Genomic DNA, 25,434 nt, shown 5'->3' on the forward strand with positions numbered 1-25,434 from the left:
GTCTGCCCTTCTTTCATTCGGACTGCGATCAAATTGATCTCGCCTGCGATGTTTCTCTTTCCAATCAGCTTCAGGTCTGGCTTCTAGGACGCCTTCTTGCCTCAGGGGCAGGCCGGGTGAGCATGGAGGGTAGAATGCCTTTGCCAATGGCGGTCAGCGCTTATTTCGACAAACTTTCGGGGCCGGTGCAGGCAATCGCGCTGGAACTTTCACACGTCATTCCGCAGCGCGGGCCGACACTGATCGCGACGATGGCGTACGGATCGCCATGCTGGACGGGACACGACCGGGTCGTTTCTATCGTCGCGCACTCAAAACACTGCAACCTTCAATTCTGGCAAGGCGCACAGCTAGAGTCTGGCTTTTATGGCCGGATCGAAGGCAGCGGCAAGGCGCTACGGCATGTGAAAGTCCGGAAGCTGGATGACATTGACGATGAGTTGCTGGACATCATCGACAGGGCAATTGCGCTGGATACTGCCTGACGGCTTCTCATCCGCACATCGCGGTTGGATTTGCGCGTTTGCATGATAGCCTTCAAACATCACTCCTATGGGAGCGCCCGATTGCGCCGATATTTCTCTTTCGCAGCCATCTCGCTTGTCGCAGCACAGGCCGCATACGCCCAGACGGCACTAGTCGAGGCTGCGCCGCCTATCGACACGCTTTATTTCGTCGTCCGTGACGGCATCGTGATGACGACGCAGGGACATACCATGGTCATCGATTACAATGAGGATGGTACCTTTGTTGGTGAATTAAGTGGTTCAGCTTTCGAAGGCACTTACCGGCTGGATGGCGCACGACTTTGTGCCACGTCGAGCCTTGCAGCATCGGAAACCTGCATCGCCTATCCGGAAGGTATGACGTCAGGCGACACGTTTGATGCAGTAAGCCCGGCTCTGGGGGGCGTGCGCATTCACATACGCACGCCCGAAGAGAACCGCGCCGCATCTGCCGCGGCGCAGGCGGGGAACTGACCGCCTACAGCGTCGGGTTGATCAGGAATTTCTCGCCCGTGCGCTTTGCATTATAGTTCTGGAGCGTTTCCGGATCGAGTGCCTCGGCCAGCGAGATCTCGTCCGTGTAATGGCTTGCGAACGTCGTCTTCAGCTCCGCCATGACGCGCTTGCGAAGTTTCTCGCGGCCCTCAGCGCCGATCTTCTGCAGGAAGTATGTCAGCAGGTAGCCACCCGCGCTCCACGCCATGCCCACACCTGGCGGGATCATGGTCGGCGACAGGTCGAGACGCCCATAGATATAGACGTGCTTGGGGTCGGCTGAACCATAACGGCTATACTCCGCGCCGATATTGGCGGCCGCTTCCATCGCGGTGAGGAGCTGGCCGGCAAGCGGACCGCCCCCGACGGCATCAAAGGCTAGCGTCGCCTTCGTTTCCGCAATCGCCTTGATCAGGTCGTCCATGAAGGTTTCGCTGGAAGAGTTTACCACATGCTTGGCGCCAAGCTCGCGCAGGATCTGTTCCTGCTCTGGCTTGCGAACAATGTTCACCAGCGGCACGCCGTCAGCGATACAGATCTTGTTCAGCATCTGGCCGAGGTTCGACGCGGCAGCGGTATGGATTAGGGCCTTGTGGCCTTCCATGCGCATGGTCTCGGGGAAAGAGAGGGCCGTCAGCGGGTTCACAAAGCAGGACGCGCCGTCGCGAGCCGATGCATCGTCTGGCAGTTCCATGACCTGCGCCACGTTCAACATGCGGTACTCGCCATAGAATTCACCGCCAAGACCGGTGACCTTCTTGCCCATAAGCGCCTGCGCGGCGTCCGACGAACCAGCTGCGACGACCGTACCTGCGCCTTCATTGCCCACGGCGAGCGATTGGCCAATGCGGGCCTGCATCGCACGCATGCCAGCGCCCGATATGTCAGCAACCAGCTTCGGGTTATCCTTGCTGCCTTCATTGCGAAGCGTCGACAGATCGCCAGCGCCGACAAGCAGGCCAAGGTCCGACGGGTTGATCGGCGTTGCCTCGACGCGGATGACGATGTCATTGTCGCCTGGCGTAGGCACTTTCACGTCGGCGAGCGAAAGCTCCAGCTTGCCGTCCTCTGTGACGAGCGTGCGGAGCTGTTTGAATGTGTCTGGAAGTTCTGAAGCCATTTCGCTTTCCTCCTTGCGGGCCTGTTTTTGCTCGCACCGACATGGAGGCAGCTGTTGTCGGACGCAAGGAAAAGACGAAAACTAAAGAAAATTCCAGCGCGGCATCGCAAAGAAAATTTGATGATACCAGAACGTTCGCCGATGTTGCACCGCACGCAAGGCGGCCTCGCTGTAGCCGGTTAAGGGCTTGACGCTGCGTCGAGTGAGGCGCATCTCTTCGCACACGCAAAAGACGATAGAATAGCCCGGAGGAAAACATGGCTGATGATCCCGTAGTAATCGTAGGTATGTCTCGCACGCCCATGGGCGGCCTGCTTGGCGACCTTGCCGGCATGTCCGCTAATGAGCTCGGCGCGATTGTCGTGAAGGCCGCGTCTGAGGAAGCGAAGCTTTCCGAGACCGACGTCAATGAAATCATCATGGGCAACTGCCTGCCTGCGGGTCAGGGACAGGCCCCGGCGCGTCAGGCAGCCATCAAGGCGGGCCTCGACAAGGGCACCGAAGCCACCACCATCAACAAGATGTGTGGCTCAGGCCTCCAGGCGACTGTCATGGGCGCAAATGCAATCGCGGCTGGCAATGCGAACATCGTGGTCGCCGGCGGTATGGAGTCGATGACCAACGCTCCGCACCTCGTCGACTTCCGCAAGGGCCACAAGTATGGCGCCGCAGGCATGAAGGACCATATGGCGACCGACGGTCTCGAAGACGCTTATGAAGGCGGCCCGATGGGCAATTTCGCCGACATGATCGCGCGCGAATACCAGTTCACGCGAGAACAGCAGGACGCCTATGCACTTGAAACGCTTGCCCGCGCCCAGAGGGCGACCGAGGAAGGCAAGTTCAAACGCGAGATTGCTCCGATCACCATGAAAACCCGCAAGGGTGACGTAACCGTGGACACCGATGAGCTTCCCCGCACGGCCCGTCCAGACAAGATCCCGTCGCTGCGCCCGGCCTTTAACAAGGATGGCACGGTGACTGCGGCAAACGCGTCGGCCATTTCCGATGGCGCAGCGGCGCTCGTCCTGATGAAACAGTCCGAAGCCGAAAAGCGCGGTCTGAAGCCAATCGCGAAGATTGTCTCTTCGTCGAGCCACGCCCACGAGCCGCAATACTTCACGACGGCGCCGGTGCCGGCAATGAAGAAAGCGCTTGAGAAGGCTGGCTGGTCCAAGGACGATGTCGGTCTCTGGGAAATCAACGAAGCTTTTGCTGTCGTCCCGATGATTGCCATGAAGGAACTCGGCCTTTCGCATGACATCGTCAATGTGAATGGCGGCGCATGTGCCATGGGCCACCCGATCGGTGCGTCCGGTGCACGTATTCTCGTCACGCTCCTCGCAGCGATGGAAGACCGTGATGTGAAAAAGGGTGTCGCCTCGCTTTGTATCGGCGGCGGCGAAGGCATCGCAATGTGCGTCGAGCGCGTCTAGGCGCGAGGCTTGCTCGGCGAGACAATCATTCCGGCCCATTTCCGCGAACAGGCGGAATGGTGCCGGACACTGGGTTCGCCCTTCATGGGGGAGCTTTGCTTCGCCTTCGCAGAAGATTTCGAGGCCGGCGGAATAATCGCCGGCCTTGTTGCTGATTGGCCTACAAACCCTCGCAAGGATGCACTGGCTCTCCGGCTGGCAGGCTGCCTGCATCACGCGGTGCTGACGGGCCGTGCGCCCAACCTGGCGCGCACATATCCGGCATCGGACCCAGACTGGACGATGAGCAAGGTCTGGCCGCTCGCTTGCGACTGGCTGGCTGGAAACCGGGGCTGGGTGACGGCTTTCCTTGAAAGCCCCCCACAGACAAACGAGACCCGGCGCTGCATTGCGCTCCTGCCAGGATTTCTGGAGTTGGCGCACCGTTTCGACATGCCCATGCATCTGCTGGAGCTCGGCGCGAGCGCGGGCCTCAACCAGAACTGGGACCGCTACAGCTATTCGACCGCCAACTGGAAGCGTCTGCAGAAGCCTGATAGCGGCGTCACGATCACGACCGACTGGCAGCTTGCGCCGCCAGACCATCTTGACGCTCAGCCGCACGTCGAGAGGCGTGCCGCCTGTGACCTTTCTCCTTTCGATCTCAACGACCCTGACCAGGTAATGCGCCTCAAATGCTATACCTGGCCAGATCAGGAAGAGCGCCTGTCGCGCCTTGATGCGGCGGTACGGCTTGCCCAGGAGACCGGTATCTCAGTGGAGAAGGCGGACGCTGCAGACTGGCTCGCACGCAAGCTGGAGACCCGCCCGGCGAATGGCCTGACAGTCGTCTTTCATTCCGTTTTCCTGATCTATCCGCCCCGCGAGGTGATCGGCCAGATAATGAGCATGATGGCGGCTTACGGCAAGCGCGCCACAACCGAGGCGCCACTGGCATGGCTCTCCTATGAATCCGAAGCCCTGTTCGGCGGCAAAACGGATACGCCAATGATGGAAACGCGACTGCAGGTCTGGCCCGGTGGTGAGGCGAAGCGGCTTAATCGCTCGAATGGCCACGTCACGCAGGTGATCGCGCCACCAGATTGATCAGTCTGCGGGGGCGGCGAATTGGGCTTCAATGGCAGATACGAACGCGCCAACGGCCTCGCTGGCTCGTTCTGTATAGATGTTTGTGTTCACGATAAGCACTGCATCCTTCTCCGGAACGAGTTCGACGTGTGAGAGCCACATCGTGTTTGAGCCGCGATGGGCATAGACCCGGCCAAGCTCGTCACGGCTGCCAATGCCCCAGCCCATGGCATAGTCAGCGTCTTCATCCGGCCATGGCGCTAGCAGCTTCTGGCGCGTGCTCTCGGTCATAAGGTCGCTGTCCTGATCGATGAAGGTGGCAAGTAATCGAAGGTGGCTTTCAATCGGCGCGTGCGCCGTGCCTGCAGGGCCAAGCGCTGGAGGATTGTCGGCGCCGCTATCGCGGCCAGCACCGACCTTGAAGCCAAACAGCTTGTTATGTCCCACCGGCCCTGATTGCGGAGCGCCAAAGCCCCAGTCAGCAGCCCAGTCGCTGCCTTCGAACTCAAAAACCTGCGCTCGGATCGCGTCTTCCCAGCGCAGACCCGTAATCACTTCAATGGCCGACCCGGCAATGATGTAATTGAGATTGCTGTAGTCGAACGCGCCAATTTTTCCGGGGGGAGGTTCGGCCAGCCTTGCGCGAACTGTTTTGAGGCGCTGCGCAGTCAGGGGACTTTCATCAGCCGCGCGTGAGAGGAGCCAGACCGGGCCAATTTGTCCTACGCCAGACCGGTGGGCGAACAGGTCTTCGATCGTGACGTCGTTCCAGGCTGGATTGATCGCGTCTACCTCGTCCCGGAACAGCGACGCGACGGACGCGCCCCAATCGGCTGCCCCTTGTTCGACGAGCCGGGCATAGAGAAGCGCCGTTAGCGCCTTCGTATTCGAGCCAATATGCCAGGCAGCGTCTTTCGCGACCGGGATACTTGAGCCTGAACTCTCCGTGCCGGCTACGGCGATTACAGGTTCGCCGCCGACTTCCAGTACACCCGCACCGAGTGCGATCAGGCCATAGTCTTCGTGGATTTGTTCAACTTGCTCATCCAGCCAAGTCTGTGTGACGGGCGCGGCGATGGCGGGCAAAGCAGAGAGGCTGAGCGCGCCGGCGAGGGCCGCGAACTTTCGGAGCGGAGAGGGCAGGGACCGCCCTGCCATCAGCTTGCCGGCACGTAATCGCTGACGAGGCCAAGTGGCAGCGCCGTGGTGCGCTTGGCTATGTTGATCACGATACGGGACTGGACGTCCGAAACGAGGCCTGAGCCGAGCAGTTTCTCGCGCAGAAACGTGTCATAGGCGTGCATGTCAGTGGTCGTGATGCGGATCACATAATCGACAGCGCCAGTTACGGTCATGCACTCGAGGACTTCAGCCCATTTCAGCACCAGCGCTTCGAACTTGGCGAGGTTTTCCTTGCTTGGCAGTGCCAGTTTCACGCTCGCCACCACTTCGAAACCCAGACCCAGCGCATCACGTTCAAGCAGGGTCACGCGGCCCCGGATAATGCCGGCTTCTTCCATGCGCTTGATCCGGCGCCAGCAAGGAGAAGACGATAGTCCCACCCGGTCTGCGATCTCGGCAACGGACAGGGCGGCATCTTTCTGGATAAGGTCCAGAATCTTCGCGTCGATGGCATCAAGTGATTGGGGCAATTTTTCTCCCTATACGCGCTTCAAAGTGGAACACCATGCCTGTTCTTACGCTATATACGGCAATATGGGCAAGCATTTTCGGGAAAAAATGCAAATAATATAGCTTCAAAAATATATGGGAGCCGTTCCTTGGAACACCGCGAAGTCACGCTGAACGATAAATACGATCTTGTCGAGGGCCATGCCTATATGACGGGCATCCAGGCGCTGGTGCGCCTGCCGCTCGATCAGAAGCGTCTGGACCTCGAAGCCGGGTACAATACAGCAGGTTTCATTTCCGGCTATCGCGGCTCGCCGCTCGGCGGATACGACCAGCAGCTTCGCGCCGCCGGCAAGTGGCTCGACAAGCATGAGATCGAGTTCTGGGAAGGGCTTAACGAAGACCTCGGTGCAACTGCAGTCTGGGGCTCACAGCAACTGGGGCTCTTTCCGGGCGCAAAGCGCGACGGCCTGTTTGGCATCTGGTACGGCAAGGCCCCCGGCGTTGACCGGACGGGTGACGCTTTCAAGCACGCGAATGCCGCAGGCAGTTCACGTCTTGGCGGCGTTCTCGCCATTTGCGGTGACGACCATACTTGCAAATCCTCAACCCTGCCGTCGCAGTCGGAATATGCGATGCGCGACGCGGAAATTCCTGTCCTTAACCCCGCCTCCATCCAGGACGTTCTCGATTACGGCATCCATGGCTGGGCGATGAGCCGTTTCTCCGGCGCATGGTCCTCCCTGATCGCGCTGGCCGACACGATGGACTCTGGTGCCGTCGTCGATGTGACCTTGAACCGGCTCAAACTGATCACGCCCGAATTCGATTTCCCGGAAGGCGGCGTCCATATGCGCCGCGGCGACAACCCGATCGAGAAAGAGCGCCGTCTGCGCGAAGTAAAACTGCCGGCCGCCCAGGCGTGGGTCCGCGCAAACCAGCTTGATCATGTTCTCGTTCCATCGCCGAAGCCACGCGTGGGTATTATCACGACCGGTCAGGCCGCCCGTGACATATTCGAGGCGCTTGCCGCCATCGGCATCACACCGGAAGAAGCGGGCCGACTCGGGATCAGCATCTTCAAGGTTGCAATGCCATGGCCGCTTGAGCCGACACGGATCCGTGAGTTCTGCAAGGGCCTCGAGCGCGTCCTGGTGATCGAGCACAAGCGCCCATTGATCGAAGAACAGCTCCGGTCTGTCCTGTACAGCCTGCCAGACAATGAGCGGCCCTTTATCGAAGGCAAGCAGGACCGTTTCGGCAAGCCGCTGCTCAGCCAGGTTTCGTCCATTCCGGTGCCTGAAATGGCGCACGCCCTTGTGGGTGCCGTTCCGGGCGAATGGGACAAGAGCGCCGCCGACCGCTACTTCCAGCGCGTCGGTGCAGCCGGTCAGGCCGCACAATCAAACGCGTCGCCAACTGTTCGCACGCCGCACTATTGTTCGGGTTGCCCGCACAACACCTCAACCACCGTGCCGGAAGGCTCGCGTGCGCTTGCTGGCATCGGTTGTCACTACATGGCGAACTTCATGCCGGACCGTAAGACCGACATGACCAGCCAGATGGGCGGCGAAGGCGTGGCCTGGATCGGCCAGTATTTTGCGACTGACGAAGACCATATGTTCGTAAATCTCGGCGACGGCACCTATTCGCACTCAGGTTCACTCGCCATTCGTGCTGCGGTCACCTCCGGCGCGAATATGACCTACAAGATCCTGTATAATGACGCGGTTGCCATGACGGGCGGCCAGACAGTCGAGTCCGGCCAGACGCCGGTCAATATCGCCCAGCAGGTTGAGGCCGAAGGCGTCACGAAGATCGTTATCGTGACCGAAGACCCGACCCGCTATGCTGGCGTCAAAGGCCTGCCGCGTGCAGTTCGCATCTATGACCGCGAAGAGCTTGATGACGTGCAGAAAATGCTGCGCGATACCAAAGGCGTTTCGGTCATGATCTATGATCAGGTCTGCGCCACTGAGAAACGCCGCCGGTCCAAGCGTGGTCTGCGTGCGCCAGACCGCGTTCGCGTGATGATCAACCAGGAAGTCTGCGAAGGCTGCGGCGACTGCTCGATCAAGTCGAACTGTCTCTCCGTTGAGCCGGTCGAGACCGAACTTGGTCGCAAGCGCCGCATCAACCAGTCGACCTGTAATACTGACCTGTCTTGCCTGCGCGGCTTCTGTCCGAGCTTTGTGACCGTCAAGGATGCACATTTCGCGGCCGACGATGCGCCGGTTCTCGAAGTGGATGCTTCCCACCTGCCGCTGCCAGACCTGCCGCCAGTCGCCCAGCCGTGGAACGTCCTGTTCACTGGCGTTGGCGGGACAGGCGTCACGACGGTCGCTGCTGTGCTTGCCATGGCCGCCCATGTGGACGGCAATGCTGCCTCGTCGCTGGACATGACCGGTCTCGCCCAGAAGGGCGGGCCCGTGCTCTCGCACCTGCGCTTTGCCAAAGAGCCAGAGATGATCTCCACCGGCCGGGTGCCGCCTGCTTCCTGCGACGCCATCATCGGCTGTGACCTTGTCGTGGCCGCTGGCGGTGACGCCATCTCGCTCATGGATGTCAGCCGCACGCACGTGACGGCAAACGCCGACGTGACGCCAACCAGCGAGTTTATCCGCGACCGTTCCAAGACCTTTGAAAGCCAGCTTCTCGCCGCCCGCGTGAAGCGTCAGGCCAAGGACTTTGGCTCGATCGACGCAGAATCGCTTGCGCTTGGCTATCTCAACGACGCGATCTACACCAACATGATCATGGTCGGTTACGCCTGGCAGAAAGGCCTCGTGCCCGTCTCCCTTCGCGGTCTTTACCGCGCGATCAAGCTCAATGGCGTGAAGATCGAAGAGAACATGAAGGCCTTCGACGTTGGCCGAATTGCCGCTGTCGACCCGGACCGCCTTGAGCAGACCTCAGATCCGCGCGGCGACGTGAAACCGATGACGCTCGATGAGCTGATCGAGAACCGCGCCGAACGCCTCACGGCTTACCAGAACGAAGCCTACGCCCAGAAGTACCGCGACCTCGTTGCGAAAGTCCGCAGGGATGAAGAGGCCGCAGGTCTGGGCGAGGGCTTCACGACGGCTGTCGCGAAGTTCGCCTTCAAGCTCATGGCCTACAAGGACGAGTATGAAGTTGCGCGTCTCTACACTGATGGATCTTTCGAGAAGAAGCTTCGCGAGACCTTCCACGGCGGGAAGATCAGCTATCTGATGGCACCGCCGCTGATCGCGAAGAAGGACTCCAACGGTCATCTCAAGAAGAAGCCGTTCGGCCCATGGATGAAAACCGTCTTCAGCGTGATGCGCCGCTTCAAGGGTCTCCGCGGCACCGCTTTTGACCCATTTGGCTATACCGAAGAGCGCAAGATGGAGCGCGGGCTCCGCGATAACTATCTTGAGCGCGTCGCCGACATGTCAGGCAAGCTGACCAAGAAGAACCACGAGCTCGCCATTGCGATTGCGTCCATCCCGGACGAGATTCGCGGCTATGGCCACGTCAAGGAAGCCTCTGTTGAGGCAGCCAAGGGGCATGAGGCCGAACTGATGCAGAACTGGCCGGAAGGTGGCATGCCGAAGCAGAAAAAGACGCTGATCGCGGCTGAATAGGCCCGGAAGATCAAACCGCTCCGAAAAGGCCGCTTCCGACTAAGGGGGCGGTCTTTTTCTTTGGATCAGCTCGCGACACTCACGATCACTTCCATCACGCTCGCGCTGCTCTCCAGTGCCGCAAGTTCTGCGTAGAGCGACGCCGCAGCAATGTCCTTGCTTATCGAGCTGACCTGTCCGGCCGCGTTCAGCGTCAAGATGGTTAGCGTCAGCACTCGCGCGGATGCATCCAGAACACCGTCAGCCACCTCGATGGGGAACTTGCCGACCTGGTAGGCGCCCTTGCCGACGGCATACGCGCCGCGTCCGGTATAGTATAGGCCTGTGCCGGCCGCGCGCGTCCCATGATAGGCGCCCTTGAAAGGCAGGGCAGCTGCCTCGCCTGTCACCTTGGCCACGGTGCAGCCTGACGTCAGCCCTGCGCCGACCAATACCGTTGCGAGCAGTCCCCTCATGCGATTGCCCCCTCATTGCCCGCATATAAGCTGGCAGAAAGGTCTTAAGGCAGGCCTTGGAGATAGGCAGGTTTTATTGGTTAACTGTTGAGCTATCAGGGCCTGTCGACATAGACGTCGACGACATCATCACGCTCCGACAGGGCGTCGAGTTCGTCTTCCAAGGCGCGCGCCGGAATGATCCGGTCGCTGACATACATGTCACCGCGATCTTTGAACCGGACCGTCAGTTTCAGGCGCCCGCGCTCAATGTTGCCGATATCGTCGGCAACTGTGACGGGCACGCCGTCACCGCCAGAGACAAGGCCGACAGCGCCCTTGCCGGTATAGTAGACGGTCTTGCCGGCCAGTTCGACACCAGAGCCGATCGCGCCAACCGTGGCACCGGCGACACTGGCGGCAAGGCAGCCGGACAGGGCATAAAGAGCGAGCGGGGCAAGGAAGAGCGCTTTCATGCGCTCAGCCTCAAGCCGATTCTGTGTCCCGCGCCAGCGCCCCCTTTATCAGCCTCGCCGTTTCGTGCACGCCATAGAGGGCCGCAAAGCCGCCAAAGCGCGGGCCCTGGCTCTGGCCGAGCAGCACTTCGTAAAGCGCCTTGAACCAGTCGCGAAGGTTCTCGAACTCGTGCGACTTGCCGATCTCGAAGGTCAGGTTCTGAAGCATCTCGGCATCGGCTTCGCCTTCAAGAGACGACAGGCGGTTTGCTAGGTCTTCCATCGCCGCGCGCTCTTTCTCGTCGGGCGCACGGTAGACCTTGGTCGGCTTCACGAAGTCCTCATAATAGCGGATGGCATAGCCAGCGAGCTTGTCGAGGAAGGGATGGCTCTCAGCGCTGGCCTCAGGCGCATAGCGCGAGATGAAATCCCAGAGCTGTTCCTTGGTCTCTGTGTTTGCGGCGCTGACGAGGTTGAGCAGCAGCGCAAAGGACACAGGCGTATCGCCTTCCGGCGGATTGCCGGAATGGATATGCCAAACGGGGTTCTCGATCTGGCGTGCTGGCTCTTCTTCCGGGTATTTCGACAGGAAGGTCAGATACTCATCAACCGCCTTCGGGATAACGTCGAAATAAAGCTTCTTTGCAACGCGTGGCTTCTGGAACTGGAACAACGACAGGCTTTCCTGCGGCGCATAGGCCAGCCAGTCCTCGACCGAAATGCCATTGCCCTTGGTCTTGGAAATCTTCTCACCCTTTTCATCGAGGAAGAGCTCATAGACATATTGCTGTGGCGGCTGACTGCCGAGAATCTTGCAGATCTTCGAATAGATCGGCGCATTGTCCTGGTGGTCCTTGCCAAACATCTCGAAATCGACGCCGAGCGCTGCCCAGCGCATACCGAAATCCGGCTTCCATTGCAGCTTGGTGTTGCCGCCCGTGACCGGGATGGTGACGTCGGTGCCATCTTCGTCCTCAAAGGTGATCGTACCGGCCTTCGCGTCGGTTGCCTTCATTGGCACATAGAGCACCCGGCCCGTCGAAGGTGAGATCGGCAGGAAGGGCGAATAGGTCGCCTGACGCTCTGCGCCGAGCGTCGGGAGCATGACCGCCATGATCTCATCGAACTTTTCGAGCGCCCGCAGCAGCGCCTCATCGAACACGCCGGTCTTGTAGAGCGTCGTCGCCGACTTGAACTCATACTCAAAACCAAAGCTGTCCAAGAAGGCGCAGAGGCGTGCGCCCATATGCGCGCCATAGCTTTCATGCGTGCCGAACGGGTCCGGCACTGCCGTCAGCGGCATCTGCATATAGGCTTCCAGGTCCTTCGGGTTCGGCACCGTCGGCGGGACCTTGCGCATGCCGTCCATGTCGTCTGACACGCAGATCATGCGCGTTTCATACTTGCCCTCGGTCAGCGTTTCGAAGGCCGTGCGCACCATCGTCGTGCGGACGACTTCACCGAACGTGCCGATATGAGGAAGGCCGGAAGGGCCATAGCCCGTCTCGAACGTGACCGGGCCCTGTTTGGGTTTGCCCGCACGCTCCATATTCTCGAGCCGTTTCAGCAGCGCACGTGCCTGTTCGAAAGGCCATGCCTTCGCCGTGCCTGCAAGCTCTGGAAGCGTGCCCATGATGTCTCCACTCAAGTCCGGTTAAACTGTGGCGGAGGTAGAAGGGCAGGGACGTGCGGTCAAGCTGGGGCAGGCGCATGGCGCTGCACGGGGCAGACAACGAGGCTGCACCTCTTTCGATTGACATTCATTCTCAAAGTCGCTAGTTGAGAACCATGATCATTTGCATTTGCAGACGCATTAATGATTCCGGCATCCGCGACGCGGTCGATGCCGGTGCACGCAGCCCCGAAGCGGTCCAGGCCCATCATGGCTGTGCTTTCAATTGCGGCAAGTGCAGAACGACGATCGGCGAGATGATTTCCGAGCGGGTCGAAGCAACGGCGCTCGAGCCACTTCAAGCCGCTGCAGAATAATCGCCTGGCGCCCGGCGCCTCCGTTCAAGACAAACTCAAATTAAAACAGCCGCTTCGGGCAATGCATCTGTGCAATTGCTTCTCACTATCATAAGCATCTGATTTTATACAACTTTTTTGCTTGAATCGGTGCTTTTCGGTGGTATTCCGGCGAATAACAGAAACCTTCGACCTCAGGAGTGCACCATGAAGGGCGACCCGAAAGTCATCGAATTCCTGAACGCTTGTCTCAAGAATGAGCTGACGGCGATCAACCAGTATTTCCTACACTCGCGCATGCTGATGGACTGGGGTGTCTCCATCCTGGGTGAGCATGAGTACAAGGAATCGATCGAGGAGATGGAGCATGCCGACTGGCTGATCCAGCGCATCCTCTTCCTTGGCGGCCTGCCAAACCTGCAGGATCTGGGCAAACTGAAGATCGGCGAGACAGTCGAGGAAATCCTCGCCAGCGATCTTGAGCTTGAGCGTGAGGCCTGCCCGGTCCTGCGCGATGGTATGGAGCACGCGGAAAGCTGCCGCGATTATGTCACCCGCGATCTCTTCCTGAAGATCCTCGCGAGCGAAGAAGAGCACATCGACTATCTGGAAACCCAGATGGAGCTCGTCGAGCGCATCGGCATCCAGAACTACATCCAGCTCCAGTCCGAGCCGAACAAGACGCTCGACCCGGCTCCATAAGCCTTACGCATAGGCGTAAGGCCCGCCGCGTTCCAGCGCCCGCTTATAGGCGACCCGCTCATGGATGCGGGTCAGGAAGCCTGAGATGTTTGGATAGTGGGCGGCGCCGCTTCGGCTGGCCGCTGCCTCCAACGGAAAACTCATGATAATGTCGGCGGCGGTAAAATCGCTGCCGGCAAACCAACCCGTGGACGCTAGCGAGCTCTCCCAGAACTCGATGTGCTCTTTCAGGCGCGGGTCGATGAACCCGTTCTCTGCCTTCGATGTGATTGCCTTCACCACCGGACGCACAAGCGGGTTCGCATTCTGCGGCAGCATCTGGAATACCAGCTTCATTAGAAGCGGCGGCATGGCAGACCCCTCGGCATAATGCATCCAGTAGGTCCAGGCACGCTGATCGGCTGTGCCAGCGGCGGGTTTCAGGCGGCCAGCGGCATGCGTATCGATGACATATTCGATGATGGCACCCGTCTCGGCGACGATGACGTCGCCTTCTTCCAGAACAGGCGACTTGCCGAGCGGATGGATGGCTCGCAGCGCATCGGGTGCCAGCCGCGTCTGCGGGTCGCGCTCATAGCGGATGACCTCATAGTCAAGGCCAAGTTCTTCCAGCAGCCACAGAATGCGCTGCGAGCGGCTGTCTTCGAGGTGGTGGATCTTTATCATGTCACGGCCCCCTGCCGTCCGGCTGCTGCGCAGGATGCGTCTGGCCGGTAGAAGTGATCTGGAGCTTGGACGGACGAATTAAAGGCCTGACCTCGCGAGCAACTGGTCGAACCCGCCCCAGAACTGATCACGATATACGTCCTGCTCCATCAGGATCTCATGCCGCGCGCCCTCGATTTTCATATGAGTGCAGTCCGGAAGACGTTTCGCGACCCTCGCATGCGCTTTGTTATCGACAAGCTGCTCATCCCCGGCGCTGGCGACAAACATGGGGCAGTCCACTCCACGCAGCAGGGCCGGTTTGCATGTCTCGTTCAGGATGTCGAGCGAAGCGCCGAGCCATCCCCAGGTCATCGAGCCCACCTCAAGCTCGGGTGCGGCAGCAATGAGGTCGCGTTGAAGCTGCCAGCGTTCGCGGTCATGCGTGACGATATTGTTCTCAAACGTTTCAGGCGGGCCGGGCTTTCGCGCATAGTCGCCATCGCGCCCGACGGCGCGCATCGCCCAGATGATATAGCGCACCGCCAGATTGACCGGCAGACCCCACATCGGCGCAGAGAATGCGGCCGCATCCATCCGCACCAGTTTGCGGGCCATTGCCGCCAGTGCGATAGCCCCGCCCATGGAGTGCGCCACACAGACATAGGGTCGGGGCAAGTCACCCGGCATGGCGTCGAGCCCATTGCGCAGGGCGCTCATAAAGGTCTCGAACCGGTCGATATGACCTTTCTTCGGGTCGTCCAGCAGCCGGTCCGAGAGGCCCTGACCGGGCCAGTCCAGAATAACGATGGCAAAACCGCGGGCCTGCAGGTCGCGGGCTGTTTCGAAATACTTCTCGATGAACTCGGTACGGCCTGGGCAGATAATTGCGGTTCCACGCGGCGTACTGCGCGGTGAAGGGGCGAGGCAGGCCCGCAGGCTGCGGCCCGCCATCCCCTTGAACCAGACAAGCTCAGCGCCGTCTGGCGCCGGGTTCTGATCCAGCAGAACAAAGCTGCTTCGCCGATCTCTTTCTCGCTGGTCCATATGCCTGCCTAGCAAAGAAAAAGGCGCCGGCAGCTGATAGCCGCACAGCGCCTTTTGAACCGATACGGCGGCAAGCCTTGCTGGCCTGCCTGCCCGGAAAAGCCTAGTTGAACTTCTTCATCAGGCTTTGCAGCTGCATGGCGACAGACATGTCGCCGAGGACTTTCAGCTTGCCTTGCATGAATGCCATTGTCGGGTCGAGCTGACCAGCAACGAGCTTCTGGAAGTCATCCCAGTCGACCTTCACAGTCGCGTCTGCGTCGCCGTCGGAATTGTCGGCATTGCCATTAGCGCCGTCGATGAACAGCTTGCCGGCATCGCCAAAGTCGAACTTCACCTTTTTGGTGAAATCGCCGCCAGCAGACACTGCTTCGTTCGCTTTTGCAGTGAGAGTTGCGAGATCCATGAAAGCCTCCTCGAATTGGACTCGGAGGGGATAAAGCCGTGCCGGGACGACAATGGCAAGAGCCAAAGGCGAAAGAATGACGTGTGTGTCATGCTTGTCGCAATACGGCCGAATTCTGAGTGGCGTGAGTGCACCGAAAAGAGCGGTTTCTAATACCGCTTGCCGACGGGTGGGGAGGCCGTGATCGGGCCGATATTCCAAATGCCATTATAGCGGGAATCCCGGTCGGTCAGCATGAGGCCGTCTTCATACGGGCGCGACTTGTCATCGACAGGCAGAGGGCCACAGCCTTCAGCACCGCACATATGAGCTGTGCCGCCGGTATGGGCGATATTGAAGCTCAGCACTTCGCCTTCAGGCAGATGCATCGCCATCGGGTCGAAGCCCGGGCGGTCTCCCAGTTCGGGGTAGGATTCGAGGCGGGCATGAAGATTGCCGACAAGTACCAGAATGCGGGCGTCGGGGTTGCGCGCGCTGGCGCGCTGAAGTTCGCCTGCGAGCGCCTTTTCATAAGGTGTCTGGCTGCCTTCGCCGACAATTCGGGTTGATGTGAAACCGATCATGCGAATGTCAGCGCCGTGCGCTTTCAACTCCTGCATCCGGACAAAGAGATCGAGGAAAGCTTGGCTTGAGAGGCCCCAATCGGTCCCGTCGAAGAAGCCCCGGAGCAGGTTGAAGCGGGCGTCATCGCTGCCATCGCTGTCGACAAAGGTCTGCATGGCGCGTGTCAGATTGGCGGGACGCTCAATGCCGACGACTATCGGGCCCTGTTTCGCCGCCTCACAGATGATTTCACCGAAAGCGCGCGGGGCTTCGCGCGTGCCATGGATCTCGCCAAAGATCAGATAGGTCTCGTTGTTCTCGGTGAGAACCTGTTCCGTTCCTGTGAGGGCATTGCACTTGAGACCGGTAAGGCCGGTCTCCGTGCTGGCATCCTGCGCTGAGGCCATGAATGAGACAGCCGACAGACAGGCTGCGCCAAGAAACGAATTGCGAAGCAAGGATCTCATCATCATGGTCACCTGATTGCAAAATTCGAGCCAGTACGAGTGCCCATTTCTACATCGGCTCTTGACCTGACTCTAGGGCACATCGTCTAGCTGTACCTATGTCTTGGGAGAAGTCGATAGAAGAGCTTCGCCGGCGGGAACGCATGGCGGAAAAGATGGGCGGCGAAGAGCCGGTTTCGCGGCAACGCGGCCGGGGAAAGCTTACCGTCCGCGAACGTGTGTCCTTTCTGGTCGACCCGGGAAGTTTCCACGAGATCGGGAAGATTGCCGGCGTCGCGACCTATGATGAGGATGAGAAGCTGGAGAGCTTCATGGCGTCCAATTCCGTGGTTGGCCGCGCCAAGCTTGATGGCCGTCCCGCCATGGTGCTTGGCGACGATTTCACCGTCCGCGGCGGGGCCGCTGATGCTTCGATCCGGGGCAAGACGGTGATCGCGCTGAAACAGGCGGTCGAGTACCGTATGCCGCTGGTCCAGCTCATCGACGGCACGGGCGGCGGCGGCTCCATCAAGATGTTCCTGAAAGATCCACGCACCTATATTCCCGAAACCCCAAGCTGGGAGCTTATCGTCGATGGCATGGGCGAAATCCCGATGGTCTCGCTCGCGCTCGGGCCTTGTGCAGGGCTTGGGGCGGGGCGCGTCGGCGCGAGCCATTATTCAGTGATGGTAAAAGAGCTCTCACAGGTGTTCGTGGCCGGCCCGCCGGTGGCGATCGCGATTGGCGAGGATGTCTCGAAAGAGGAGCTGGGCGGCTGGGAGATTCAGGCCAAAAACGGCACGGTCGATGACGTCGTCGATACCGAAGCTGATGCCTTCAAGGCGGCCAAACGCTTCCTCTCCTACCTGCCATCTTCAGTCCATGAATTGCCGCCGGTGAGTGAGCCGACTGATGATCCGGACCGCCGTGAGGAAAGCCTCATCTCCATCGTGCCGGAAGACGGCAAGACGCCTTACAAACCGCAGAAGATCATCGAAGCTTCCGTGGACAAGGGCAGCTTCTTCGAGATCGGCAGCCAGTGGGGCAGGGGCATCGTCACAGGGCTCGCCCGCATTGACGGGCATCCGGTCGGCATCATGGCGGGCAATCCGTTCTTCCTCGATGGGGCGTGGACCGCGGATGTCTGCGAGAAAGTCATCCGCCACATGGACCTCTGCTCGACCTTTCATCTGCCGGTTGTGCATTTTGTTGATTGCGCTGGCTTTGCCGTGGGTGTGCGCCACGAGACCGCAGGCGTCACGCGCAAGGGCGTGCGCGCCATGGCGGCGGTCTATCAGGCGACAGTGCCGGTCTGCGCGGTGGTCATCCGCAAAGCGTATGGGCTCGCAGGCTCGGCCATGATGAACCCGACCAAGGCCAAGTGGCGCTATTGCTGGCCGTCAGGCAATTGGGGCTCACTGCCCATGGCGGGCGGCATCGAGGCAGCCTTCAGGAAAGAGCTGGCAGAGACCGACGACAAACAGGCGCTGCTGGCGGAGCTCTACAAGAAATTCGAGGCGATGGAGGATCCGTTCCGCACCGCTGAGGCCTTCTTCGCAGAAGAGATTATCGACCCGCGCGAGACCCGGCCGCTTCTGGTCGATTTCGTTCACCATGCGCGCCGCCGCCAGGAGCCAGGCAAGACCACGTTCGGACCAAGGCCCTGATCCCGCCTTAATTTTGCCGATCGCGGACGCTCACACTGTCTCTTCATTCAGTGGAGGGATGCACATGTTCAGGAAAATCAGCCCGGCGCTCGTCGCGATGGCCCTGGTCGCCGGTTGCGGCGGCTCGGGTGAAAGCAGTAGCAGTGAGTATGACCGGCCCCAGGCCGCGCCGATGATGGAAGAGTCGGCCAGTGACTATGCCGTTGCTGGCAAAGGCGCTGGGGACGCGGCCTATTCAGAGCCCGCGCCAACGCCTGACACGCCAGAGGTCGAACCCGGCGCGCAGCAATATATCGCCTATAGCCATTCGCTCGGCCTGCGCCTGCCCAAAGGCGCTGTCGAGCCGATGCTGCAAGGCCATGTCGAAGCCTGCCAGTCTGCCGGCACAAACTCCTGCATCGTGGTCAATTCGAACACCTACAATTCGAATGAAGACTATGTCTCTGGCAACGTGTCGATACGGGCAACGCCGGACTGGATTGACGGGTTTCTGGGCAATATCGAAGACCAGACCGAGGCTGCCGACGGCGAGATTACCTCGCGCTCGACACGTGCCGAAGACCTCACCCGCTCGATCATCGACACCGGTAGCCGCCTTGATGCCCAGCGGACGCTGAGAACGCGGCTCGAAGGGCTGCTGGAGCGTCGTGACGGCTCACTGGGTGACCTCTTGCAGATCGAGCGTGAGCTTGCGCGGGTGATCGGCGAGATCGAGTCGACCGAAGCCCAGCTTCGCGCGCTGCGTCTGCGGGTCTCCATGTCGTCGCTGGATGTTGGATATGAGACAAAGGTCCCGGCCTTCTCGAGCTCGCAATCGAACCCGCTCGGCGAGGCTATCAACGACTTTTTCTATAATTTCTCCAAGGCCATAGCCGCCGTCATCACCGCTTTCGCGATTGGCCTGCCCTGGCTGGTCCTGATCGGGATTTTCCTCTGGATCTGGTTGAAGCTTTTCTGGCCGTCGATCCGCCGGAAGCGTCCGGCAAAAACGCCGAAGCCTTGATCAATGCGGCGCGCTCTTCACTCGTAAGGGCGCGCCATTTGCCTTCTGGCAAGGATGCGAGCTCAAGCGGGCCAATCCGAACGCGGAAAAGATCAACAACAACAAGGCCAACCAGTTCGCACATGCGCCGTATTTGGCGGTTGCGGCCCTCGCGCAACACAAAGCGCAAGCGGCCCGGAGAGACCTGCTCCACCTTGGCGGCTTTCAGCCTTCTGCCATCGAGCGAAAGGCCGTGCCGCAGCTTGTTGATGACGGGTTCGTTGACCTGGCCCTGAACGGTGACGAGGTACTCTTTCTCAAGCGCTGATGAGGGGCCGATGACGGCCTTGGCAAGGACGCCGTCTTCAGAGAGCAAGAGCAGCCCACGCGAGTCCATATCGAGCCGGCCGAGCGGGGCAAAGTTCGGATTACGGCCCGGTATCTTTGGCGCTTTTCCGATGAGATTATCCTGCGTCGCCAGCCGGATGGCGGGGATCTGCTCGCCTTCTGGCTGGGCTGAGACATGGCCAACAGGCTTGTGCAGGACGACGGTGAGCTGGTCGTCCAGCGCCTTGGTGGCCTTGCCCGCCAGCGTCATGGTCTGGCCGGGCTCTATCTTGTGGCCCGGCTCAGTGACTTTCTGGCCTTCGACCGAGATAGACCCTTGAGAAATCAGGCTTTCGGCCTCACGCCGTGAACAGATGCCAAGGCTCGCCATCCATTTATTGAGCCTGACAGGCTCTTTTCCGTCATAAGAGTAGGTGCTGGACATCGCGGCCCTGCCTAGCAGACCTCGGTGGGTCTGGCGATGTGGGAAGGCTGGCGAATTTCCATGAAAGTGGCGGTGCAGTGACGGTGTGGTGGTGGTGTTTCTTCAGTTTCCCACAGAAAAGATAGTTTCCGACCGGATGGGCCCAGCGATGAAGATAGCCGACAGGCGCAAGCTTGGCCTCATGTGGGGAACGCGGATCAAAACGTGAAGACGGACGTTAGCCGTCACGATAACTGGTCCAGAGACAAGGATACGCAATGAAACCGAACGTGCCAAAATCAGGCTTCTTCTCGCGCATCATCATTGCGGCAGCGCTGTCCTTGATGGCGGCCTGCAGCCCTGAAGGCGCCGAACCCGAAACGACGCCAGAGCGATCAGCCGACCCGACTGGGGCCGGCACCGCTCCTGTAGATCCTGCCGCTTCCGGCGAGATTGAAGCAAACGAAGCTGCCGAAGGTGCTCGCGTCGAGCGGGTCGACGCGAGCGATTTGCGCCCCGCCGAGGCCCTTTCAGAACTCGATCTCACAGATGGCGACTGGTTCATGAATGGCGATGAAGCGATGTTCGGCCCGCCTGAGTCAGAGGCGATCTTCACAATGGGCTGCGACCCCGAGGCAGGCAAGGTCGTCATGACCCGCTCAATCGATGTCACGGCTGAAGCGCGCGTGCGGCTTGGCGTCTTCACAAACGAGGCGCATGCAAGCGGTTATTGGCGCGATGCGGGCGATGTGATGCCCATCGCCATGGCGAGGCTGGCGTCTAGTGAGCCAGGCCTTGAAGATATCTCCTATTCCGAGAGGTTTGCCGTCGCCGCAGAAGGGCACCCACTTCTGGTCCTTCCCGTAAATGAAGCTGTCCGCGCCGTCATCGACGAGTGCGTCGGCTAGGCGCTTGTCTCATTTTTTGCGTCCTTTGAGGACGTAGCGAGCGGCGAGAATTGCAGAGCCGAGAAGCCAAGCCAGAGCGAGCAGCAAGCCGATGCGGGTCATGGAGATCATGAAATCCGGCATACGCGGCGCCGCATCGAACCACTCGTTCATCGCTTCGGTAACCTGAATTCCGGCCAAAAACAGACCGGTGAGGAAGATCAGCCCGGACAACACGTTGGTTGCGCGTGCATGCCACGCAGGCACGCGCGCACTCGCAATGGTGCCGCCCGCAAAAACCAGAAGACAGCACACAAAGGTCACAAAGCTTGCTGCATTGGCAAAAGCGAGATGCGCCCGCGCATTGCCGACGTCGGCATAAGGCCAGACCGAACCGCTAAAGCTGAGGATTGCGATCGCAAACGCGCCGGTCGCGACGACAATAAGAAAACTGAGCTTTACTGGACCGTCCATGCCATCCCCCTGGTCACGTCTTCGTGTGGATCATTGCGTTCGGGGGAACCGCGTCAAGTCAGAGCCGTTTTGATAGCGTTCAGCTGCTGTGCCGAAATGCATGGCAGGTGCGGCCATAAAGGCCTTGGAAAGTTCTACCAGACATCTTATTTCGCAGGTGCAGCATAATTTATTGAGCAGGCGCAGCAAATGGCACGAGACATATTGATCGAGACACTGGACGGCAACCGTGTGCGCCTTCGTCCGATGGTACCCGGTGATGAGGGCGCCCTTCGTCACGCCATCAGCCAGCTATCGAGCCATTCGCGCTATCTGCGCTTCTTCAATGGCGCGGCGACCCTGCCTGATCATGTGGTGCGCCGCCTGTCGGATGTAGACGGCAACAAGCATATCGCCTGGGCCGCTATTGATGAGAGCAAGGACGACAAGCCGATAATTGGCGCCGTCCACGCGCAGCGCAGTAGCGAGGAAGATAAACGCGGGGATTTCTCCATTGGTTTGCTCGATGCCTGGCACAGCAAGGGACTGGCGCGTCTTCTGATTGCCCTGCTCGCGGCTGAATCCAGCAAGGCCGGTTTTGAGGAGCTCATCGCTGACGTGCTCTGGGAAAACAAGAAGGGCCGCGCCCTTATGGGTGCGATTGGCGCCAAGAGCATGGGTAGCGATGGCTCAACCATCCAGTTCCGCATGGTGCTGGAGGAGGTCCTCTCAAAGCTCAGCGAGAAGCATATCAGCCCTGCGATGGACGCCGTTCTTATTGCGCTTGAGGGCGACGATTTTTTTGAAAGCGCCGCCTGAGGCGCGCATTTCAGGCGCTTGTTTACAGATCGCGCGCGTAAAACCGGACGGCATAGTCGGCGCGATAGCGATGGTCACCAATCGGATTGAATCCCAGCCTCTGATGAAAACGGTGTGAGCCCGGATTAGTGGGGTCGGTATTTACCTCACAGCAAAGGTAGGCGTTCGGTTTTGCGGCTTCGAATGCCGCGCGATAGAGCGCCTCGCCGACGCCCCTTCCGCGCGCAGTTTCGCCAATGGCGATCCGGTCGACATAATGGGCGATGACCTGCTGGCGCGTCATCCAGTTCTCAATCCATCTCAGATTGTCGCTTTCGTAAGCGGCGGTGCCGGGCGCGACGAGGTTGATGAAGCCAATCGGCGTGCCGTCACCGCTGATCGCCACGAGACAGGTGCCCATTGAGATCAGAGCGCCGAGGTCGTCTTCTGTTTCTGCATTTCCGACACCCGGCACGCCGGCCTGATTGATGGCATAGAGCGCGGCAAGGTCTTCGGGCTGGAAGGGGCGTATCTGCATGAACGGCTAGATGCGCCGCTTGGCAGGGGGCGTCAATGTGTATGTTAGGCCACAGGCTTTTGCCGCAAAGGGCCCCACCCCGACCCTCCCCGCCGCGCGGGGAGGGGGTGCGGGCGGTAGCGTTTCATTTGAGCAACTCTATAGGGGCGTTTCGTTCGAAACGGGCAGGCGGCCTTCTCCCTCCCTCTGGGGAGGGTCGGGGTGGGGTTTGAAACGCCGCAGGAGGGTTTTGGTCTTGCCTCAATCGCCCGCATACGCTGGCCAGACCTGTGTCTGGCAGATTGGGCCGACACAGCCTTTCAGCTCAAGGTCGCCATCTTCGAGGCGTTTGATATGGGCCGCATAGGTCTTGTCGTTTTCGGGGTCATAGATCGTGCCGCCGCGCCAGTCGCTGCGCTTTTGCTCAAAGCCTTCAAGGATGAGGAGACCAATGACGGGATCTCCCGCCTTGGTGCGCAAGTCTTCAGGGTTGGTGCCAGGCTGCAACGTATCCGGATTGACCGCGCTGACACGGCCGCACGGGCTGCCATCACCGCAATCCTCAATCGTCACGCGTGAGGTGCCAGCCTGAGTGTAGAACGTCCCGAAGACGTCGTGGTTTGCAGGTTCTGCTGCGGCGGGCAAAGCCATGGCAAAGAAAGCGATAGAAGCTGGAATGAGACGCATGAGGGGCTCCTGATGTCGGGAGCGATGATTATGCGCGCTTTCAGATTGAATTGTCGATTGGTAGATTAGGCCTAAAGCTCACCTGGCTTCTTCGTCGACTGGCGGATGAACCAGATCGTGATGCCGAGGACGATGGCGACAAGGGCGCCAAAGCCTGCGAGAGCGCCAATGGCCAGCGGATCGACTGTCAATTTGTCCATGAATCTCGCGCCTCCCCCCGCGCTGTTGACTGCACGGCAGAATGCGACCGCCTCACAGGGCGGGCTATACGGAAAGTTGCGTATTCTCGGGGGCGATGCGTGTGCTGGAGGTGCTTGCGCTAGCGGAGCTTCATACTGCCCGACTTCCGTCGCGCCCAAAGAAGGCCCGGCCGCTATTTGACGCGGGAGAAGTGGAGGTAAGGCTTGTAGGCTTCGTGCACCCTGTCGAGGGCTGCGACGAGGCGAAGGGTCAAGGCCTTTTCCCTTTGCAAGGTAGGGCGGCGCTCATCATCGGAGAGGTGTTCGACCTCTTTCAGCGTGTCCTGGACGGTTATATATTCGACGGCAAAATCGATGATTTCCTGATTGAGCGTGACGACCTTCTGGCCATACAGGAATTCGGCCCCGGCGAGTTGGCGCCGCATCTCCTGCAACTGCTCAAAATCAATCGTGAGGTCCCGCTGGAAGGACACAAGGAAATCCTTGAGCGCGTCGTAGATCACCAGTCGCCTGTCGAACATGGCGAGCTTGAGTTTCTTCCTGCTCGTCAGATGCTGCTGATACGCGACGTAGAGCGCGACGACGGCAATGAGGAATATAAGAATGGTCTGGAAGTGTTCTTCGATAAACTCCAGCATTCCTAATTCTTTCCGGCCTTTTTATCGCGGCCAGCCAGGAGGCGCAGGCGCAGCGCGTTCAGCTTGATGAAGCCTTCGGCGTCTTTCTGGTCATAGGCGCCGTGATCGTCTTCAAAGGTGACGATCTTCTCGCTGTAAAGCGAGTAGGGCGATGAGCGGCCGACGAGGATGACATTGCCCTTGTAGAGCTTGAGGCGGACCTCGCCTTCGACATAGCGCTGGGAATGGTCGATGGCGGCCTGCAGCATTTCGCGCTCCGGGCTCCACCAGAAGCCATTATAGATGAGCTCTGCGTATTTCGGCATCAGCTCATCCTTGAGGTGGGCCGAGCCCTTGTCGAGGCAGGCCTGTTCGATACCGCGATGGGCCGTCAGCAGGATGGTGCCGCCCGGGGTCTCATACATGCCGCGCGACTTCATGCCGACAAAGCGGTTCTCCAGAAGGTCGAGGCGGCCAATGCCGTGCTTGCGGCCATATTCGTTGAGGGCGGTGAGAAGCGTCGCCGGGCTCATTGCTTCGCCATTGATGGCGACGGGGTCGCCCTTCTCGAACTGGACGGTGATGTATTCAGGCTGGTCCGGCGCGTCTTCCGGGCTGACGGTGCGCTGGTAGACAAAGTCCGGCGTCTCGATGGCCGGATCCTCAAGCGCCTTGCCTTCGGACGAGGTGTGCAGCAGGTTCGCGTCGACCGAGAAAGGGGCCTCGCCGCGCTTGTCCTTGGCGATTGGAATGTCGTGCTGTTCAGCGAATTCGATAAGGTCGGTCCGGGACTTGAAGTCCCAGTCGCGCCATGGGGCGATCACCTTGATGTCCGGGTTGAGCCCGTAATAGCCAAGCTCGAAGCGGACCTGGTCATTGCCCTTGCCGGTCGCGCCATGACAGACAGCGTCGGCGCCGGTCTGGTCAGCGATCTCGATCTGGCGCTTGGCGATCAGCGGGCGCGCGATGGAGGTGCCGAGCAGGTAGACGCCTTCATAGACGGCATTGGCGCGGAACATCGGGAAGACATAGTCACGCACGAAGTCTTCGCGCAGGTCCTCAATGAAGATGTTTTCAGGCTTGATGCCAAGTTTGAGGGCCTTTTCGCGGGCCGGCTCCAGCTCTTCGCCCTGGCCAAGGTCTGCGGTAAAGGTCACCACCTCTGCGCCAAATTCGGTCTGCAGCCATTTCAGGATGATCGAGGTGTCGAGGCCGCCAGAATAGGCGAGGACGACTTTCTTCGGCGCGTGCGTGGTGGCCATGGCTGTTTGCTCCATTGGGGCAGGGGGTCGGTTTGGCGCGCAACATATTGAACTGCGTGCGTGGAGCAAGTGGATAGAACGGATGCCACAAAAAAGCCCCGG

General features: G+C 59.9%; 27 protein-coding genes and 1 pseudogene. 11 read left to right on the forward strand and 17 right to left on the reverse strand.

The annotated features are described in order from the left end of the window. Positions 1–134: 134 nt before the first annotated feature. Both O4G74_RS05865 and O4G74_RS05870 read left to right on the forward strand, forming a co-directional pair. Positions 135–485, forward strand: a complete 351-nt coding sequence (locus O4G74_RS05865) for a DUF1801 domain-containing protein (RefSeq protein WP_269401709.1) — start codon at positions 135–137, stop codon at positions 483–485. Positions 486–566: 81 nt separating this feature from the next. After that, positions 567–980, forward strand: coding sequence for a hypothetical protein (locus O4G74_RS05870; RefSeq protein WP_269401710.1), 414 nt, complete (start codon positions 567–569; stop codon positions 978–980). Between the two features lie 4 nt (positions 981–984). On the opposite strand, the gene O4G74_RS05875 is transcribed toward O4G74_RS05870, so the two are convergent. Continuing rightward, positions 985–2,121 (reverse strand): zinc-binding dehydrogenase, encoded by a 1,137-nt coding sequence (locus tag O4G74_RS05875; protein WP_269401711.1) that lies wholly within the window; start codon positions 2,119–2,121, stop codon positions 985–987. A 257-nt stretch (positions 2,122–2,378) separates the two neighbouring features. Between O4G74_RS05875 and O4G74_RS05880 the strand changes: the two genes are divergently transcribed. Then, positions 2,379–3,557 (forward strand): thiolase family protein, encoded by a 1,179-nt coding sequence (locus tag O4G74_RS05880; protein ID WP_269401712.1) that lies wholly within the window; start codon positions 2,379–2,381, stop codon positions 3,555–3,557. Positions 3,558–3,566: 9 nt separating this feature from the next. Then, a complete protein-coding gene (locus tag O4G74_RS05885) occupies positions 3,567–4,643 on the forward strand; it encodes a DUF2332 domain-containing protein (RefSeq protein WP_269401713.1) in 1,077 nt (358 codons plus the stop codon). Here O4G74_RS05885 and O4G74_RS05890 read toward each other — a convergent pair whose 3' ends face one another. Together O4G74_RS05890 and O4G74_RS05895 are read right to left on the reverse strand one after the other, a co-directional pair. After that, positions 4,644–5,783, reverse strand: coding sequence for a serine hydrolase domain-containing protein (locus O4G74_RS05890; protein WP_269401714.1), 1,140 nt, complete (start codon positions 5,781–5,783; stop codon positions 4,644–4,646). Beyond that, the gene (locus tag O4G74_RS05895; protein ID WP_119378756.1) at positions 5,783–6,277 is read right to left on the reverse strand and encodes an Lrp/AsnC family transcriptional regulator; all 495 of its coding nucleotides are present in this window, start codon (positions 6,275–6,277) and stop codon (positions 5,783–5,785) included. Before O4G74_RS05895 ends, O4G74_RS05890 begins: the two co-directional genes overlap by 1 nt. Positions 6,278–6,406: 129 nt before the next feature. Between O4G74_RS05895 and O4G74_RS05900 the strand changes: the two genes are divergently transcribed. Beyond that, complete coding sequence (locus O4G74_RS05900) at positions 6,407–9,865, forward strand: indolepyruvate ferredoxin oxidoreductase family protein (RefSeq protein WP_269401715.1); 3,459 nt, start codon at positions 6,407–6,409, stop codon at positions 9,863–9,865. Between the two features lie 65 nt (positions 9,866–9,930). On the opposite strand, the gene O4G74_RS05905 is transcribed toward O4G74_RS05900, so the two are convergent. From O4G74_RS05905 to O4G74_RS05915, 3 genes are all read right to left on the reverse strand, one after another. Continuing rightward, the gene (locus O4G74_RS05905; protein WP_269401716.1) at positions 9,931–10,320 is read right to left on the reverse strand and encodes a hypothetical protein; all 390 of its coding nucleotides are present in this window, start codon (positions 10,318–10,320) and stop codon (positions 9,931–9,933) included. A 95-nt stretch (positions 10,321–10,415) separates the two neighbouring features. Then, positions 10,416–10,775, reverse strand: a complete 360-nt coding sequence (locus tag O4G74_RS05910; protein WP_269401717.1) for a hypothetical protein — start codon at positions 10,773–10,775, stop codon at positions 10,416–10,418. A 10-nt stretch (positions 10,776–10,785) separates the two neighbouring features. Then, on the reverse strand, positions 10,786–12,387 hold the full coding sequence (locus O4G74_RS05915) for a lysine--tRNA ligase (RefSeq protein ID WP_269401718.1): 1,602 nt from the start codon (positions 12,385–12,387) through the stop codon (positions 10,786–10,788). A gap of 155 nt (positions 12,388–12,542) precedes the next feature. On the opposite strand from O4G74_RS05915, the gene O4G74_RS05920 reads away from it, so the two are divergent. Continuing rightward, the gene (locus O4G74_RS05920) at positions 12,543–12,743 is read left to right on the forward strand and encodes a (2Fe-2S)-binding protein (protein WP_119454856.1); all 201 of its coding nucleotides are present in this window, start codon (positions 12,543–12,545) and stop codon (positions 12,741–12,743) included. Positions 12,744–12,929: 186 nt separating this feature from the next. Continuing rightward, positions 12,930–13,424, forward strand: coding sequence for a bacterioferritin (gene bfr, locus O4G74_RS05925; protein WP_269401719.1), 495 nt, complete (start codon positions 12,930–12,932; stop codon positions 13,422–13,424). A 3-nt stretch (positions 13,425–13,427) separates the two neighbouring features. Here bfr and O4G74_RS05930 read toward each other — a convergent pair whose 3' ends face one another. From O4G74_RS05930 to O4G74_RS05945, 4 genes are all read right to left on the reverse strand, one after another. After that, entirely contained in the window at positions 13,428–14,090 is a 663-nt protein-coding gene (locus tag O4G74_RS05930; RefSeq protein WP_269401720.1) for a glutathione S-transferase, read from the reverse strand. Between the two features lie 78 nt (positions 14,091–14,168). Further along, complete coding sequence (locus O4G74_RS05935) at positions 14,169–15,116, reverse strand: alpha/beta fold hydrolase (RefSeq protein ID WP_269401721.1); 948 nt, start codon at positions 15,114–15,116, stop codon at positions 14,169–14,171. 103 nt (positions 15,117–15,219) lie between these two features. Next, positions 15,220–15,522, reverse strand: a complete 303-nt coding sequence (locus tag O4G74_RS05940; RefSeq protein ID WP_269401722.1) for an SCP2 sterol-binding domain-containing protein — start codon at positions 15,520–15,522, stop codon at positions 15,220–15,222. A gap of 149 nt (positions 15,523–15,671) precedes the next feature. Further along, positions 15,672–16,535, reverse strand: a complete 864-nt coding sequence (locus O4G74_RS05945) for a hypothetical protein (RefSeq protein ID WP_269401723.1) — start codon at positions 16,533–16,535, stop codon at positions 15,672–15,674. A gap of 95 nt (positions 16,536–16,630) precedes the next feature. On the opposite strand from O4G74_RS05945, the gene O4G74_RS05950 reads away from it, so the two are divergent. Both O4G74_RS05950 and O4G74_RS16420 read left to right on the forward strand, forming a co-directional pair. Further along, on the forward strand, positions 16,631–18,178 hold the full coding sequence (locus O4G74_RS05950) for an acyl-CoA carboxylase subunit beta (protein ID WP_269401724.1): 1,548 nt from the start codon (positions 16,631–16,633) through the stop codon (positions 18,176–18,178). Between the two features lie 346 nt (positions 18,179–18,524). After that, positions 18,525–19,061: pseudogene (locus tag O4G74_RS16420) on the forward strand (DUF4349 domain-containing protein); the annotation flags it as partial. On the opposite strand, the gene O4G74_RS05960 reads toward O4G74_RS16420, so the two are convergent. Then, complete coding sequence (locus O4G74_RS05960) at positions 19,060–19,932, reverse strand: pseudouridine synthase (RefSeq protein ID WP_419715353.1); 873 nt, start codon at positions 19,930–19,932, stop codon at positions 19,060–19,062. The pseudogene O4G74_RS16420 and the gene O4G74_RS05960 overlap by 2 nt on opposite strands. A gap of 257 nt (positions 19,933–20,189) precedes the next feature. On the opposite strand from O4G74_RS05960, the gene O4G74_RS05965 reads away from it, so the two are divergent. After that, the gene (locus O4G74_RS05965) at positions 20,190–20,819 is read left to right on the forward strand and encodes a hypothetical protein (protein WP_269401726.1); all 630 of its coding nucleotides are present in this window, start codon (positions 20,190–20,192) and stop codon (positions 20,817–20,819) included. Between the two features lie 9 nt (positions 20,820–20,828). Here the strand turns inward: O4G74_RS05965 and O4G74_RS05970 are convergent, their stop codons facing one another. Next, positions 20,829–21,272 (reverse strand): hypothetical protein, encoded by a 444-nt coding sequence (locus tag O4G74_RS05970; RefSeq protein WP_269401727.1) that lies wholly within the window; start codon positions 21,270–21,272, stop codon positions 20,829–20,831. A 189-nt stretch (positions 21,273–21,461) separates the two neighbouring features. Here O4G74_RS05970 and O4G74_RS05975 point away from each other — a divergent pair, with 189 nt between their 5' ends. After that, the gene (locus O4G74_RS05975; protein WP_269401728.1) at positions 21,462–22,070 is read left to right on the forward strand and encodes a GNAT family N-acetyltransferase; all 609 of its coding nucleotides are present in this window, start codon (positions 21,462–21,464) and stop codon (positions 22,068–22,070) included. Between the two features lie 22 nt (positions 22,071–22,092). Here O4G74_RS05975 and O4G74_RS05980 read toward each other — a convergent pair whose 3' ends face one another. The 5 genes from O4G74_RS05980 to O4G74_RS06000 form a co-directional block, all read right to left on the reverse strand. Beyond that, positions 22,093–22,587: a GNAT family N-acetyltransferase gene (locus tag O4G74_RS05980; RefSeq protein WP_269401729.1), complete on the reverse strand. Its 495-nt coding sequence runs from the start codon at positions 22,585–22,587 to the stop codon at positions 22,093–22,095. Positions 22,588–22,827: 240 nt separating this feature from the next. After that, the gene (locus O4G74_RS05985) at positions 22,828–23,253 is read right to left on the reverse strand and encodes a DUF2147 domain-containing protein (protein WP_269401730.1); all 426 of its coding nucleotides are present in this window, start codon (positions 23,251–23,253) and stop codon (positions 22,828–22,830) included. Between the two features lie 71 nt (positions 23,254–23,324). Next, positions 23,325–23,453, reverse strand: a complete 129-nt coding sequence (locus tag O4G74_RS05990; RefSeq protein WP_269401731.1) for a hypothetical protein — start codon at positions 23,451–23,453, stop codon at positions 23,325–23,327. Between the two features lie 173 nt (positions 23,454–23,626). After that, positions 23,627–24,091 carry a hypothetical protein gene (locus O4G74_RS05995; protein ID WP_269401732.1) on the reverse strand — a complete coding sequence of 155 codons (465 nt, stop codon included), beginning with the start codon at positions 24,089–24,091 and terminating at the stop codon, positions 23,627–23,629. Positions 24,092–24,093: 2 nt separating this feature from the next. After that, on the reverse strand, positions 24,094–25,332 hold the full coding sequence (locus O4G74_RS06000; protein ID WP_269401733.1) for an argininosuccinate synthase: 1,239 nt from the start codon (positions 25,330–25,332) through the stop codon (positions 24,094–24,096). Between the last annotated feature and the right edge of the window lie 102 nt (positions 25,333–25,434).

This window comes from Henriciella marina (assembly GCF_027213945.1).
GTDB lineage: Bacteria > Pseudomonadota > Alphaproteobacteria > Caulobacterales > Hyphomonadaceae > Henriciella > Henriciella marina_A.

Coding starts and splice junctions, on each gene's coding strand:
- O4G74_RS05865 (WP_269401709.1), top strand. CDS start 135: ATGCCTTTGCCAATGGCGGTCAGCGCTTATTTCGACAAACTTTCGGGG.
- O4G74_RS05875 (WP_269401711.1), bottom strand. CDS start 2,121: ATGGCTTCAGAACTTCCAGACACATTCAAACAGCTCCGCACGCTCGTC.
- O4G74_RS05880 (WP_269401712.1), top strand. CDS start 2,379: ATGGCTGATGATCCCGTAGTAATCGTAGGTATGTCTCGCACGCCCATG.
- O4G74_RS05890 (WP_269401714.1), bottom strand. CDS start 5,783: ATGGCAGGGCGGTCCCTGCCCTCTCCGCTCCGAAAGTTCGCGGCCCTC.
- O4G74_RS05905 (WP_269401716.1), bottom strand. CDS start 10,320: ATGAGGGGACTGCTCGCAACGGTATTGGTCGGCGCAGGGCTGACGTCA.
- O4G74_RS05910 (WP_269401717.1), bottom strand. CDS start 10,775: ATGAAAGCGCTCTTCCTTGCCCCGCTCGCTCTTTATGCCCTGTCCGGC.
- O4G74_RS05915 (WP_269401718.1), bottom strand. CDS start 12,387: ATGGGCACGCTTCCAGAGCTTGCAGGCACGGCGAAGGCATGGCCTTTC.
- O4G74_RS05920 (WP_119454856.1), top strand. CDS start 12,543: ATGATCATTTGCATTTGCAGACGCATTAATGATTCCGGCATCCGCGAC.
- bfr (WP_269401719.1), top strand. CDS start 12,930: ATGAAGGGCGACCCGAAAGTCATCGAATTCCTGAACGCTTGTCTCAAG.
- O4G74_RS05930 (WP_269401720.1), bottom strand. CDS start 14,090: ATGATAAAGATCCACCACCTCGAAGACAGCCGCTCGCAGCGCATTCTG.
- O4G74_RS05935 (WP_269401721.1), bottom strand. CDS start 15,116: ATGGACCAGCGAGAAAGAGATCGGCGAAGCAGCTTTGTTCTGCTGGAT.
- O4G74_RS05940 (WP_269401722.1), bottom strand. CDS start 15,522: ATGGATCTCGCAACTCTCACTGCAAAAGCGAACGAAGCAGTGTCTGCT.
- O4G74_RS05945 (WP_269401723.1), bottom strand. CDS start 16,535: ATGATGAGATCCTTGCTTCGCAATTCGTTTCTTGGCGCAGCCTGTCTG.
- O4G74_RS05950 (WP_269401724.1), top strand. CDS start 16,631: ATGTCTTGGGAGAAGTCGATAGAAGAGCTTCGCCGGCGGGAACGCATG.
- O4G74_RS05960 (WP_419715353.1), bottom strand. CDS start 19,932: ATGTCCAGCACCTACTCTTATGACGGAAAAGAGCCTGTCAGGCTCAAT.
- O4G74_RS05965 (WP_269401726.1), top strand. CDS start 20,190: ATGAAACCGAACGTGCCAAAATCAGGCTTCTTCTCGCGCATCATCATT.
- O4G74_RS05970 (WP_269401727.1), bottom strand. CDS start 21,272: ATGGACGGTCCAGTAAAGCTCAGTTTTCTTATTGTCGTCGCGACCGGC.
- O4G74_RS05975 (WP_269401728.1), top strand. CDS start 21,462: ATGGCACGAGACATATTGATCGAGACACTGGACGGCAACCGTGTGCGC.
- O4G74_RS05980 (WP_269401729.1), bottom strand. CDS start 22,587: ATGCAGATACGCCCCTTCCAGCCCGAAGACCTTGCCGCGCTCTATGCC.
- O4G74_RS05985 (WP_269401730.1), bottom strand. CDS start 23,253: ATGCGTCTCATTCCAGCTTCTATCGCTTTCTTTGCCATGGCTTTGCCC.
- O4G74_RS05990 (WP_269401731.1), bottom strand. CDS start 23,453: ATGGACAAATTGACAGTCGATCCGCTGGCCATTGGCGCTCTCGCAGGC.
- O4G74_RS05995 (WP_269401732.1), bottom strand. CDS start 24,091: ATGCTGGAGTTTATCGAAGAACACTTCCAGACCATTCTTATATTCCTC.
- O4G74_RS06000 (WP_269401733.1), bottom strand. CDS start 25,332: ATGGCCACCACGCACGCGCCGAAGAAAGTCGTCCTCGCCTATTCTGGC.